General features: G+C 67.8%; 10 protein-coding genes. 8 read left to right on the top strand and 2 right to left on the bottom strand.

Translation table 11 applies throughout. The features are described 5' to 3' along the window. Positions 1-123 precede the first annotated feature (123 nt). The gene (locus GGR12_RS10160) at positions 124-2,478 is read right to left on the bottom strand and encodes a heavy metal translocating P-type ATPase (RefSeq protein WP_183204299.1); all 2,355 of its coding nucleotides are present in this window, start codon (positions 2,476-2,478) and stop codon (positions 124-126) included. Between the two features lie 102 nt (positions 2,479-2,580). On the opposite strand from GGR12_RS10160, the gene GGR12_RS10155 reads away from it, so the two are divergent. The 8 genes from GGR12_RS10155 to GGR12_RS10120 all read left to right on the top strand — a co-directional run bounded on the left by GGR12_RS10155 (position 2,581) and on the right by GGR12_RS10120 (position 13,104). Next, the gene (locus GGR12_RS10155; RefSeq protein ID WP_040349360.1) at positions 2,581-2,856 is read left to right on the top strand and encodes a metal-sensitive transcriptional regulator; all 276 of its coding nucleotides are present in this window, start codon (positions 2,581-2,583) and stop codon (positions 2,854-2,856) included. A 58-nt stretch (positions 2,857-2,914) separates the two neighbouring features. Continuing rightward, complete coding sequence (locus tag GGR12_RS10150) at positions 2,915-3,340, top strand: DUF305 domain-containing protein (protein ID WP_183204297.1); 426 nt, start codon at positions 2,915-2,917, stop codon at positions 3,338-3,340. A gap of 514 nt (positions 3,341-3,854) precedes the next feature. Beyond that, positions 3,855-5,051, top strand: a complete 1,197-nt coding sequence (locus tag GGR12_RS10145) for a DUF6880 family protein (RefSeq protein WP_246328841.1) — start codon at positions 3,855-3,857, stop codon at positions 5,049-5,051. Positions 5,052-5,383: 332 nt separating this feature from the next. Further along, positions 5,384-8,347 (top strand): TonB-dependent receptor plug domain-containing protein, encoded by a 2,964-nt coding sequence (locus GGR12_RS10140; protein WP_183204296.1) that lies wholly within the window; start codon positions 5,384-5,386, stop codon positions 8,345-8,347. Between the two features lie 186 nt (positions 8,348-8,533). Beyond that, positions 8,534-9,259 (top strand): response regulator, encoded by a 726-nt coding sequence (locus tag GGR12_RS10135; RefSeq protein WP_183204294.1) that lies wholly within the window; start codon positions 8,534-8,536, stop codon positions 9,257-9,259. Next, on the top strand, positions 9,256-10,632 hold the full coding sequence (locus tag GGR12_RS10130) for a sensor histidine kinase (protein WP_183204293.1): 1,377 nt from the start codon (positions 9,256-9,258) through the stop codon (positions 10,630-10,632). The genes GGR12_RS10135 and GGR12_RS10130 overlap by 4 nt, the downstream gene beginning before the upstream one ends. 83 nt (positions 10,633-10,715) lie before the next feature. Next, a complete protein-coding gene (locus GGR12_RS10125) occupies positions 10,716-11,900 on the top strand; it encodes a patatin-like phospholipase family protein (protein ID WP_183204292.1) in 1,185 nt (394 codons plus the stop codon). Between the two features lies 1 nt (position 11,901). Next, positions 11,902-13,104 (top strand): patatin-like phospholipase family protein, encoded by a 1,203-nt coding sequence (locus GGR12_RS10120; protein WP_183204291.1) that lies wholly within the window; start codon positions 11,902-11,904, stop codon positions 13,102-13,104. Between the two features lie 4 nt (positions 13,105-13,108). On the opposite strand, the gene eco is transcribed toward GGR12_RS10120, so the two are convergent. Then, positions 13,109-13,591 (bottom strand): serine protease inhibitor ecotin, encoded by a 483-nt coding sequence (gene eco / locus GGR12_RS10115; protein ID WP_183204290.1) that lies wholly within the window; start codon positions 13,589-13,591, stop codon positions 13,109-13,111. Positions 13,592-13,691 lie beyond the last annotated feature (100 nt).

Below are 13,691 nucleotides of genomic sequence, written 5' to 3'. Positions count from 1 at the left end.
CAGTTCGTCATCGCCTGCCGCTGCGAATGCCTGGAGACTGCGGTCACCGTCTGAATCAATCCGGCCCGTCACAGCCGGTTCCTCCCTTCGGTGGGTGGGCGGACTGTTGATCGGCTATCCTGGCTAAAGCTTCACCGCCCGCAGTCTCAGCGCATTGCCGATGACGCTGACCGAGGAGAGCGCCATTGCGAGCGCCGCAAGGGCAGGCGAGAGAAGCCAGCCGAAGACGGGATAAAGCAGGCCGGCCGCCACGGGGATGCCAAGGGCGTTGTAGCCGAAGGCGAAAACGAGGTTCTGGCGGATGTTGCCCATCACCGCACGGGACAGATGCCGTGCGCGCACGATGCCTTGCAGATCACCGCCCAGCAGCGTGACGCCGGCGCTCTCGATAGCGACGTCCGAACCCGCCCCCATGGCGACGCCGACATCGGCGGCGGCGAGGGCAGGGGCATCGTTGACGCCATCCCCCGCCATGGCGACGATCCGACCCTGCGAACGAAGCTGTTGAACCACAGACGCCTTGTCCTGCGGCAGAACCTCCGCCTGCACTTCGTCGATGCCGAGGCGCCGCGCGACCGCTTCGGCCGTCGTCCGGTTGTCCCCGGTCATCATCACCAGCCGCAGACCGGCCGCTTTCAGCGCGAGGATCGCGGCCGGCGTGGTGGCCTTGATGGGATCGGCGATGCCGATGACCCCGGCCGCCTTTCCGTCGATCGCCGCGAATATGGCGGTGGCGCCGTCGTGGCGAAGGGCCTCCGCCTTCGGCTCCAGCGCGGAGACGTCGATCGAAAGCTCGCCGAGAAATCGGGTGTTGCCCAGGGCGACCTGGCGGCCCTCAATCGTCCCGCGGACGCCGCGACCGACCGGGCTGTCGAAGTCCGCGGCCTCGGTAAGGGGGATGTCCCGGTCCTTGGCTGCCCGGACAATCGCGTCGGCCAACGGATGTTCGCTGCCCCGCTCGAGGCTGGCCGAAAGACGCAAGATGTCGGCTTCAACGAAACCGAGGGCGGGCAGGATCGCCGTTACCGACGGACGGCCCTCTGTCAGGGTGCCGGTCTTGTCCAGAACGAGAGTGTCGACCTTCTCGAAGCGTTCGAGCGCCTCGGCGTTCTTGATCAGGACGCCGGCGTGGGCGCCACGTCCCACCCCGACCATGATCGAGATCGGCGTGGCCAGACCCAACGCACAGGGACAGGCGATGATGAGCACCGAAACCGCGGCGACCAGGGCGTAGGACAAACGGGGCTCGGGACCGACCAGGCCCCAGACGACGGCCGCGAGCAGGGCGATCGCGATCACTGTGGGCACGAACCATCCGGAGACCGTATCGGCCAGCCGCTGGATCGGGGCGCGACTGCGCTGGGCCTGGGCCACCATCTGGACGATCTGCGCCAGCAGGGTGTCGGCGCCCACCTTGTCGGCGCGCATGATGAAGGACCCGGTCTTGTTGAGCGCGCCGGCCACGACGCGGTCGCCGACGTCCTTGGTCACCGGCATGGACTCGCCGGTCACCATGGATTCGTCGACAGCGACCCGACCCTCCAGGAGTTCGCCATCGACCGGGATCTTCTCTCCGGGCCTTACCCGCAGGCGGTCGCCGACGGCGATCTGGTCAAGCGAGACATCTTCATCGACGCCGTCCGCCCGGATTCGGCGCGCGGTCTTGGGCGTGAGGTCCAGCAGGGCGCGGATCGCGCCCGACGTCTGTTCGCGGGCGCGCAGTTCCAAAATCTGCCCGACGAGGACCAGCACGGTGATGACCGCCGCCGCCTCGAAATACACCGGCGCGCTGCCGTCGGCCTTCAGGAAGGCGGGCGGGAACAGGGTTGGCGCGACGACGGCCACGACGCTGTAAAGCCATGCCACGCCGACCCCCATGGCGATCAGGGTGAACATATTCAGCCGACGGGTGCGCAGCGATGTCCAGCCGCGCTCGAAGAAGGGCCAGCCGCACCAGAGAACCACGGGGGTCGCTAAAGCGAACTGGATCCAGTTCGACATCTGGCCCGGGATGAACATGTGGAGATTGGTCAGGTGTCCGCCCATTTCCAGGGCGAAGACCGGCAGGGTCAGGACCAGACCGACCCAGAAGCGTCTGGTGAAGTCGATCAGCTCGTGGTTGGGTGGGGCTTCCGCCGTGACCATCTCCGGCTCAAGCGCCATGCCGCAGATCGGGCAGGAGCCTGGGCCTTCCTGTCGGATCTCGGGGTGCATCGGGCAGGTGTAGATGGCGCCGGGAACGGCCGGCTCAGCCTCCACGCGAGGGTTCAGGTAACGCATCGGATCGCCGATGAATTTGGTCCGGCACCCCGCCGAGCAGAAGAAATAGTCCTGACCGTCATGACTGGCTCGGTGAGTGGTAGTCGTCGGATCGACCGACATGCCGCAGACGGGATCCTTGACCGTTGCCGCGCCATCCGAGGCCTTCGCCCCGCAGCAGGCGTGACCCGAGGGATGATTGTGAGGATGCGTGGACATGTCGCTCTCTCCGGCTGACCGAAGGGCTCACATATACCCATGGGGGGTATATCGCAAGATACCCGTCTGGGGTATATGGGGGTGCTCAGGAGGACAGGCCGCATGCAAACCGACACGAAACCCAAAGTCCTCAACAGGCTCAGTCGGATCGAAGGCCAGGTGCGGGGAATCTCCCGCATGGTTGAAGATGACCGGTATTGCGTCGACTTGCTGACGCAACTTCAGGCCGTTCGAGCCGCGCTCCATCGCGTGGAGACCGAAGTGCTACGGGATCACCTCGACCACTGCGTCATGGGCGCCATGACCGGCGACGATCCCGAGGATCGCAAGGCCAAGGCCGGCGAGCTGATCGAGCTCTTGGCGCGGGCCGGACGGTAGAGTCGGCGGAACGAATGGGCCCTCCTGGTCGCTAACGTCGGGATCCCAAGGAGCCGTCATGAAACGCATCAGCCTCGTCCTTGCCGCCTGCGCCTTGGCTACGGCCTGTTCCCCGCAAGCCGAAGAGCCCGCCGTAGCCACGCCTGAGGCCGCCGCAGCGGCGGACGCCCATGGCGGAATGGAGGGCGGCATGGCTGCGCCTGCGCCCGGCGACTCCGTCGCCACCCAAGGCTACAAGGCCTCGATGAACACGATGATGGAGGCGATGCCCGCCTTCACCGGGGACGCCGACATCGACTTCATGAAGCAGATGCGAGGTCACCACGTCGCCGCCGTCTCGATGGCCCGTGTGGAGCTCGCGCAAGGCAAGGACGCCCAAGCGCGGGACCTGGCCCAGGAGGTGATCACGGCGCAGGAGCGCGAAATCACCCTGATCGACGCCTGGCTCGCCCAGAAGGGAGCGTCGGCGGCTCCCGCCGCCTGATCGCGAGATCAGCGCACCGCGTCCGACGACCAACGATGTGCGTAATCCGCCATCTGTCGTCCTCGTGGCGAAAGACCGATCGGCCAGTCCCGCCGTCGTCGAAAATCAGGACGCCGTCGGCCGCAAAGCCAGTGCGGCGTTTGCATTCCGGTCGTCGAGCGCGGCATGACAGGCATCGACGACGCTTGTCGCTATCGCCATACGATCGAGCCGGTAAGCTCGACGACGAACGTGCGGATGAGATACAGTGTACGTCCAAGTGATGGTGCAAGGTGGCAAGGCGAATCGAACTCGTTGCATTGCATCTCAGTGCGCAGAAAGTCCGATAGACCGCAAAAGATGACGAATTCACGTAAATGTTATTGCTTAGAATTTTCTGAATGTTTTCAGAATACTTCCCGTCTGTCGGTTGTTCAATCGGTTCGGCGGCCGATAAGCGAGGAAAAACCCCAAGCCGATCAGCGGCTTGGGGTAATTTGTGTAATCGAGTGGGAATGACCGTTCGCCGGTCCCCATGGCGAAGAAGTCGGTTTCCACAAAGCGTCTGAACGCGGCGAACCTGGCGTCGCTGGGCGCCCCGGCGCTCGCCGATCTGCTGATCGAGATGGGCGAGCAGGACGCGGCCTGGAAGCGCCGCCTGCGTATGGAGCTGGCCGCTGCGGTCGGCCCCGAGCCGCTGGCCGACGAGATCGACAAGCGTATCGCCGCCCTGGCCGCCGGCCGCGCCCGAGTTTCGTGGCGCAAACGGCCCGACCTGATCCGCGAGCTGCGCGGCCTGAAGACCATGATCGTCGAGCGGCTGGCGGGCCTGGACGCCGCCTCCGCGCTCGACCGCCTGGTCGACTGGTTCGACCTTCAGCCTGGCCTGGCCGGGCGGGTGAAGGACCCCAAGGGCGAGGTCGCCGACCTGTTCGTCGAGTCCGCGCCCGATCTGGCGATCGTCGCCAATCTGACCCCGCTGACCGCGCCCGAACGTCTGGCCGCCGCCACCCTGCGCCGTCCCCTCGCCTGGGTGCGCTGGCTGGAACCTGCGGCCCCGAACCTCGCGCCGGCGCTCACCCGGGATCTGCTGAACCGCCTCGCGCCGACGGAGGAGGGGGTCACGCCCGGCCTGCGTCCGGTGATCCGTCTGCTGGCCGAAGCGAGCGACGACGTCGACGCCCTGATCCGCGTCCTGCCGCTGGCCGAACGCAAGCAGCCGGACATGGCCTCCGCCCTGGCCGATCGCCTGATCGCCGCCGGTCGCCTCAGCGAGGCGCGGTTGACGCTCGAGAGCGCCGACTGGGACGCGTCGCCGTCGCGCTGGTCCCTGCGCCGCGCCGCGCCGAAGACCGTGCCCGAGGCCTTCATCCTCAGCGAGATCGCCCTGCTGGAGGCCGAAGGCCGCAGCGCCGAGGCCCAGGACGCCCGCTGGCGGCTGTTCGAGGCGGCCCTGTCTCAGACGGCGCTGCGCGACTTCGTCACCCGCTTGCCGGACTTCGAGGACGTCGAGGCCCTCGACCGCGCCTTCGCCTTCGTCGCCGCCGGCCCGAACGCCCGCGACGCCCTGACCTTCCTCATGTCCTGGCCCGCCTTGCGCGAGGCGGCCCGGCTGATCGAGAACCGCCAGTCCGAACTCCCCCGTAGCCTCCCCGAAGCCGATGCCTGGGCCGGACGGCTCGAACACCGCTACCCCGCCGCCGCCGCCATCCTCCACGACCGGCGCGCCTGACGGGTTCGTGCGCCCGCCTCCGGGCGGGGGCGGCGATCTGCGGGCGGCGCCCTCCATGGAAACGAACTGCGCGTCTGGGGGCGCGTCAGTGTTTCCATCCGGAAACATAAAACACAGGTATGTTGCCGTAACGTATAACCATATCGCCGCTATGTATCCGGTAAGTAGATGTTGTCGGTGTTGGTGAATAAAACTGTCACCGCAAAGTCTCATGCTTGTTCCTGAAGTGTCCATCGCGCCAAATTCGGCTCTCATTATCGTCTGGTTTCGGCTCAGTACGCTCGCGGCTCGGTAGGTGGCCGTTTTCAGAGTTCTGAGGGCCGGTCACAAGAATGGTCGATTTCAAGAAATACCTGCTGGGCACCACGATCGTGATGGGCCTGGCCGCCGTTGGGGCGCCGGTGTGGGCGCAGTCGCAACCGCAGTCGGAAACGGCCGACGCCGCGAGCGCAGAGTCCGATCCGGGCGTTATCGACGACATCGTGGTCGTCGGTTCGCGTCTGCGCCGGGACACCTTCAATTCGCCGTCGCCGATCCAGGTGGTGACCCGCGAGGAGGCCACCCTGGCCGGCTTCGCCTCGGTCACTGACGTGCTGCAGAGCACGGCCGTCACCCAGGGAACGTCGCAGATCAACAACGCTTACGGCGGCTACGTCACCGACGGCGGGCCGGGCGCCAACACCCTGTCCCTGCGGGGCCTCGGCGCGACGCGGACGCTGGTGCTGCTGAACGGCCGTCGCGTCGCCCCGGCGGGCTCGCGCGGCTCGGTCGGTTCGGCCGACCTGAACGTCCTGCCCACCGCCATGATCGAGCGGGTCGAGATCCTCAAGGACGGCGCTTCCTCGCTGTACGGCTCGGACGCCGTCGCCGGCGTCGTCAACATCGTCACCCGCAATGACCTGGACGGTGTGACCGTCGAGGGCCAGTACAACGCTCCGCTGGACGCCAGCGGCGCCGGCGATCAAACGCGCCTCTCCATCGTCGCGGGTACGCACGGCGATCGCTGGAGCCTGTCGGGCTCGGCGGAATACTACAATCGCGAAGAACTGACGCTGGGCGACCGCGAGTTCGCCCGCTGCCCGATCGACAACTACATCGACGGCACGGACTACATCGATCCGATGACCGGCCGTTCAAAATGCTGGTCGCTGAACGCGGGCGGCGTGACGGTCAACACCATCGGCACGTCCAACATCGCGGGCGTGGCCGCGGACGGCGCCGTGGGCACGGTCTTCAACCGCTGGCGTCCGAACACGGCGGTCACGACCGGTCTGACCGGGTTCGAGGGCGTGGGCAACACGGCCACCAACACCAACGTCCGCGATACCTTCGATCCGGACATGCTGAACCAGTCGCTGATCTCCCCGGTTGAGGTGGCCACGCTCTACCTCCAGGGCTCCTACGACCTGCAGGCTCTCGGCAATGCCGAGGTCTATGGCGAGTTCCTGTACAACCAGCGCAAGTCGTCGCAGACCGGCTACCGCCAGCTGGCGCTGGACTACGCCGTCGGCAGCCCGCTGATTCCGGCCAACCTTGCGGGCAGCGTCTTCTCGCCCGGCGACCTGGGCCTGAACCTGGGCCAGGCCGTCGGCGTCCGCGCCTTCATCGGCTACGGCAACGATACCTCCAGCCAGACGGTCGACTTCACCAAGTCGGTCGCCGGAATCCGGGGCGACTTCCTGCCGCTGGATGGCTGGCACTATGACGTTTCGGCCAGCTACACGAAGTCGGACTCGACCTACTCGAGCCCCCAGTTCCTGATCGACCGGCTGCAGAACAGCCTCGACGTGGTGTCCAACGGCGCCGGTGGCTTCTCCTGCGCCAACCTGGCCGCAGGCTGCGTCGCGGCTCCGGCCATCAACAACCAGACCCTGGCCGGCGATCTGCCCGCCGACTGGCTGAACTACGTCATGGCCGACGTCGTCGGCACGACCGTCTATGACGAGGCCGTGCTGTCGGCGAGCATCGACGGCGACCTGTTCACCATGCCCGCGGGCGTCGTGCGCGGGTTCGTCGGCGCCGAGTATCGGGAGATGTCGATCGACGACACCCCCGGCATCGATATGCAGACGTCCAACGTCTACAACTATTCGTCCTCGGCGGTGACGCGCGGCGACGACTCGGTGTGGGAGGTGTTCGGCGAGGTCGAGGTTCCGCTGCTGCGGGATCAGCCCTTCGCCGAGAACCTGACGCTGAGCGCGTCGGGCCGTTACACGAACTACGACTCCTACGGCGACGACACGACCTACAAGCTGGGCCTGGTCTACACCCCGGTCGACTTCGTGACGTTCCGCGGCAGCTACGGCACCTCCTACCGCGCCCCGGCGCTGTTCGAGCAGTTCGTCGGCGCGACCACGGGCTTCCTCGGCACGTCCTTCGATCCCTGCAACAACTACGGCGACGCTGGCGCCGATCCCATCGTGGCCGCCAACTGCGCCAGCCAGGGCCTGGCTCCGGACTTCCAGCAGACGTCCGGCGTGACGGTCGTCACCAAGGGCGGCGCCGACGCCGGCCTGGAGGCGGAAACCTCGACCAACCTGACCGTCGGCATGGTGCTGCAGCCCACGCTGCCCGACGCCTGGGGCGAGCTGGCCTTCGCCGTCGACTACTATGAGATCGAAGTCGAGAACGGCGTGGATCGTCTGGGCGCCTCCGGCGTCCTTGATCGCTGCTACTCGTCGGCAAGCGCCGACTTCGCGGCCGGCAACGGCTACTGCGCCCTGGTCGACCGCGACGGTACGTCCAACGCCCTGACCGTTGACGACAGCTACCTCAACCTGGCGACGGATGTGGTGCACGGGATCGACTACACCCTGCGCTACCGCAAGCCGGTCGGCCCGGGCACGGCGCTGATCAACCTGGGCGTCACCCAGATGCTGGAACGCCACAGCACCCTGTCCGCCGACGATCCCGTCTACGACGAAGTGGGCACGATCGGCACGCCGGAGTTCACGGCCACGGCCGACGTCTCCTACGCCTGGGATCAGTGGCGCGTGCACTACGGCGTCGAGTGGATCAGCGCCACGGGCTACGATGACTACTATCTGAAGAACTACGGCTACACGCTGGCCGAGCTCGGCTACGACGCCGAGGTGGGCAGCTACGCGACCCAGAACGTCTCGGTTCGTTACGAGGCTGACGACTGGGCCGTGACCGCCGGCATCCGGAACCTGACCAACGAGACCGGCGGTCTGGTGTCGGCCGGGGTCGTGGACATGGTCGGCAACGTGCCGCTGTACTCCGGCTACGACTATGTGGGCCGGACGGCGTTCATCAACCTGAGCAAGTCCTTCTGATCCGGACTTTTCAGGCTGTGTCGTGACAGGAGGCGGGGGATCATTCCCCCGCCTTTCTGCTGTTCGGACACACCGCCGGAATCTCGTGCGGCGCCATAAAATCGCGCTTTCGGGCGGCTATTGTCCGGCTTTCAGGCTGTTTCGTTTCGTGACTGAAACAAAGAGTCTTTCAGTCGGGAAAACCTGATGTTGGACACCGCTGTGTCCCGGATACTGGTCGTCGACGACGACCCCGGCATTCGGGACGTCATGGGCGCCTATCTCGGCAAGCATGGCTTCAAGGTCTATCGCGCCGCGTCGGCCCCCGAGATGGACGATGTTCTGGCGACCGAGGCGATCGATCTGATCGTTCTGGACATGATGATGCCGGGCGAGGACGGCCTGTCCGTGTGCCGGCGCCTGTCCGGCCGGGGCACGCCTATCCTGATGCTCAGCGCCATGAGCGAGGAGACCGATCGCATCGTCGGCCTCGAACTCGGCGCCGCCGACTATGTCGGCAAGCCCTGCAATCCCCGTGAACTGTTGGCCCGTATCCGCGCCATTCTGCGTCGCCATGATACGGGGCAGTCACGCCCGGCGGGCACCGTCGTCACCTTCGCGGGGTGGCGACTGGATCGGCTGCGGCGTGAGGTCGTCACTCCCGGCGGCAAGTCGGTCTCCCTGTCGCGTAGCGAATTCGTCACCCTGGAGGTCCTGGTCGAGCACGCGGGCCGCATCGTCCGGCGCGACCAGCTTCTCGATCGCGCCCGCGCCGCGGGGCGCGAGGTGAACGAACGCGCCATGGACGTGCAGATCAGCCGGCTTCGCAGCAAGCTGAGCGAGGAAGACAGCTCGCGGGATCTGATCGTCACGGTTCGCGGTCACGGTTATCTCTTCGACGCCGTCGTCGCGAACGACGCCCTGGCCGCATGAATTTCAGGTCGTCGTCCGTCCTGCTGCAGGTCGCCCTGGTCGCCGCGGCCGCGGTCGCGGCGACCCAGCTCGTCACCCTGGCCATCATCTTCCTGGCGCCGAGTCCGGCGCCGACGGGCTACACCCTGGCCGCCGCCGCCGCCGCCCTGAACGGCGAGCCGGCGAGGACCGCCGATGGCCGCCTGCTGGTGCGGGAACTCAGCGACGGCGAGCCGCTGGAGCAGGGCACGTCATCCCTGGCGAAGGCCGCGGCGCGCTCCCTGGCGGTCGAGATGGGGCTGGATGTCCGGCGGATTCGCGTTCAATCCGACAGGCGAGCGCGGGAGCGGTTCGGTCCCCGTCCGGAAGTGGTGCGCCCCTCGGCGGGCCCGCTCCCGGCGCCCGGGGACAAGCCGCAGGGCCTGTTTTCGGCCCAGCAGACCCTGCCGCCCTTCCTGGCGGCTGTGCAGCTCGACGACGGTCGTTGGGCGATGGTCCGGATACCGAAATCCCTGCTCGCGCCATGGGAGATCACCATTCTTCTCGGCATGCTGGTCAGCCTGATTGTTCTGGCGCCGCTGATCTGGTGGATGGCCCGGAGACTGGCGCGTCCCATCCACCGGTTCGCCATGGCCGCCGATCGGCTGGGCGCTGACCCGGACGCCCCTCCGCTCATGTCCGACGGGCCGAACGAGGTGCGGCTGGCGGTTTCGGCCTTCAATGAAATGCAGGCCCGCCTGCGGGAGCATATCCAGCGCCGGACGCAGACGGTGGCGGCCGTCGCCCACGATCTTCGGACGCCGCTGACCCGCTTGCGGTTCCGGGTCGAGGAGTTGCCCGCGCGGTACCGGCCGGACATGAGCGCGGACATCGAGGAGATGGATACGCTGATCGCCCGGGCGATGCAGTTCGCCAAAGGGGACTTCGCCGCGGACCAAAGGGAGGTGCTGGACATCTCGGACCTCGTCCAGGCCACCGTGAACCGGTACGTGGAAACCGGCGCGGCGATGAATATCGCGGTCGAGCCCGGCCTCCGGGTGGAAGCCGACGCCAGCGCCCTGCGACGCGGCCTGACGAACCTCATCGACAACGCCCTCGCATATGGCGGACCGGTGACCGTGACGGCGCGCGCCGATGGCGATCAGGCGCTGGTGCAGGTCCGGGACAATGGGCCGGGCATCCCGCCCGACCTGCTGGAACGCGTCTTCGATCCCTTTTTCCGCATCGAGATCTCCCGCAGTCGCCAGACGGGCGGGGCGGGCCTCGGGCTGGCCATCGCACGGCACGCCATTCGCGCGCACGGTGGCGATGTGAAGCTCCGCAACAATCCCGACGGCGGCCTGGAGGCCGACCTGTTCCTGCCGCTGCTCGGGACCCGGCGGGTCCAGCCCTGATCGGCGCAATAGCAGCTCCGTGAAACCTGTCGACGGCCAAGGTCGTTACGACCGGAGGTTCTGTCCGGCGAAAGCGACAGCTCATGATGTGTCGGGCCCTTGTCGTGGCGACCGTGCTGACGGCGGCGATGTCGCTGGCCGCGTGCGGCACCATCTCGCGAACCGATCCCGTGCCCCTTCGCCTCGTCGAGGGCGAGATCATGCCGACCATCGATCCGCGCATCCGCCCGGACGACGAGGAACGGCTGCTGGCGATGCAGAAGGACTTCTCGGCGCGCCTGGCGGAACCCGACAGCGCCGGGACGCTGCTGGCCCTGTCCGGCGGCGGGGCCAACGGGGCCTTCGGCGCGGGCCTGCTCGTCGGCTGGACCCAGACCGGAAACCGGCCCGAGTTCGACATCGTCACCGGCATCAGCACCGGCGCCCTGGCCGCGCCCTTCGCCTTCCTCGGCCCGGAGTGGGACGATGAACTGCAGCACGCCTACACCAGCGGCGTGGCCGAGGGGATCATCGGCATCCGCGGTCTGTCCGCCCTGGTCGGGCCCAGCCTGTTCAGCTCCGCGCCCCTGCGCCGGCTGGTCGACGAGAACGTCACCCCCGAATTGCTTCGCGCGATCGCGGCGGAACATGCGACCGGCCGTCGCCTGCTGGTGGTGACGACCAATCTCGACGCCCAGGAGTCGGTCATCTGGGACATGGGCCTGCTGGCGACCCAGGGCGACGACCAGGCCCTGGTTCTGTTCCGGCGGGTGCTTCTGGCCTCGGCCAGCATTCCCGGCGTCTTTCCTCCGGTGCTGATCGCCGGCCTGTACGGCGACAAGGTGGTCGAGGAGATGCATGTCGACGGCGGCATCAACATGCCGTTCCTGGCCATCCCCGAAGGCCTGCTGGTCGACTCGCCGCCGCGCACCGGCCTGGGCAAGCCCTCCGTCTACATCGTGATCAACGGCCAGGTCGGGCGTGATCCGCAGGTGGTGCGCGGCAGTCTCCGGTCGATCGTCATGAGCACCTACGACAGCATGAGCCGGGCCAGCACCCGCACCCATCTGGTCGCCAACGCCGCCTATGCCGAGCGGCACCGGATCGATCTGCGGATCGCCGCCATCCCGGTCGAGGCCCAGGTCTCCGCGCTCAATTTCGACCGCAAGGCCATGACCGACGTGTTCGAGATGGGCCGCGCCCGCGCCCTGGCCGGCGACGCCTGGTTCGATGCGGTCATCGACGGCCAGGCCGTGGCGAGGCCTGAAACGACGCCGCCGGAGCGATGACATGACCCTGCGCGCCCTCGGCCTGGCGATGACGGCGACGGCGGCGCTGTCGCTGGCGGGCTGCGGCACGCTCCACCGGTTCGATCCCGTGCCCGTGCGTCAGGCGGACGGCCAGATACGCCCCACGGTCGATCCCCGCATCCGGCCCACGGACGAGGCGAAGCTCAACGAACTGCTCAGGACCTTCGCGGCCCGACTGGAAGACGAAAACAGCTCCGGCGCCGTCCTCGCCCTGTCCGGCGGCGGCGCCAACGGAGCCTTCGGCGCCGGCCTGCTGGTCGGCTGGACCCAGACCGGCACGCGCCCGCAGTTCGATATCGTCACCGGCATCAGCACCGGGGCGCTGAGCGCACCCTTCGCCTTCCTCGGCCCGGACTGGGATGACGAGCTGCAGGAGGCCTACATCGGCGGCGGGATCGACGGGATGCTGAACCTGTCCGGCCTGTCGATCCTGGTCTCGCCCAGCCTGTACAGCTCCGCGCCCCTGCGGCGGCTGATAGAGGAGAACGTGACGCCCCGTCTCCTGCGGGCGGTCGCCATCGAGCACGCCAAGGGCCGCCGTCTGCTGGTGGTGACCACCCATCTGGACACCAAGCAATCGATCATCTGGGACATGGGCGTCCTCGCCACCCAGGGCGACGATCAGGCCCTGTACCTGTTCCGCCAGGTGCTGCTGGCCTCGGCCAGCATCCCCGGCGTCTTCCCGCCGGTCATGATCGCCGGCCTCCAGGGCGACCTCGTCGTCGACGAGATGCACGTGGACGGCGGGGTCAACATGCCCTTCCTCGCCGTGCCCGACCGTCTGCTGGTGGACTCGCCCGCCAGAACGGGCCCGGGCCGGCCGGCCATCTATGTGGTCGTCAACGGCCAGGTGGACGCCAATCCGCAGGCCGTCCCGGGCACCTTCAACGCCATCGCGATGAACAGCTACGACAGCATGAGCAAGGCCAGCCGGCGCATGCATCTGACCGCCAACGCCGCCTATGCCGCGCGCCACAACATCGATCTGAAGATCGCCTCCATCCCGATGGACGCCCAGGCCGGATCGCTGGATCTGCACCAGCAGGCCATGAACGCCCTGTTCGACCTGGGCCGCAGAACCGCGCTGGGCGGCAACGCCTGGTATGTGCTCAACGCCGGGAGCGGTCCGCAGACCCTCCTGCCGGAGCGGCCGCTACCCGACGAGCTGCAGCCCACGCCCTGACGCGTCAGGTCCCCGGCCGCTGCTCCGCGCCCGCGCTCCACACCCGGTAGCGCACCTCGATATCGTTCGGCGCATAGACCACCAGCGGCAGGCGGCTGTTGTAGCGCAGCATGGGCTCGTCGGCGCTGCGCACGAACTGCTCCGTCTTCTCCTGGGTCGGGCAGGCCATCCTCGTGGTGGCGCCGCCGCCCACGCCGGTCACGACATAGTAGTTGAAGCCCCAGCCCTCGGCCGTCCGCTCCTCCAGATGCGAGGAGAACAGCACCCGGTTGCAGTCCACCAGCATGGTCCGGCCGACGATGACGCTGACCCGTTTGGCGTCCTCGTCCTCGGCCGCCGGCAGCCGGATGACATGCCGCGTCTGACCGGCCTCGGCGGCGGGGAAGGGGGCCATGTCGTCCTGGCCGGACTGGGCGTCGGCGCAGGAGCCGGACAGGGTGAGCAGGGCGGCGGCGGCCGCGAGACTTGAGATCAGGGTGGCGTTCATCGACCCGCTCCTTCCAGGCGGGCCGCGCCCGCAGTCCGGCGGACCATGGCGCAGCATCCCGGCGCGGATGATCGGGGATTCCCCCAGGGTGTGCCCGCCA

This window comes from Brevundimonas lenta, assembly GCF_014196335.1.
GTDB lineage: Bacteria > Pseudomonadota > Alphaproteobacteria > Caulobacterales > Caulobacteraceae > Brevundimonas > Brevundimonas lenta.
This window is presented reverse-complemented; position numbering and strand designations above follow the sequence as displayed.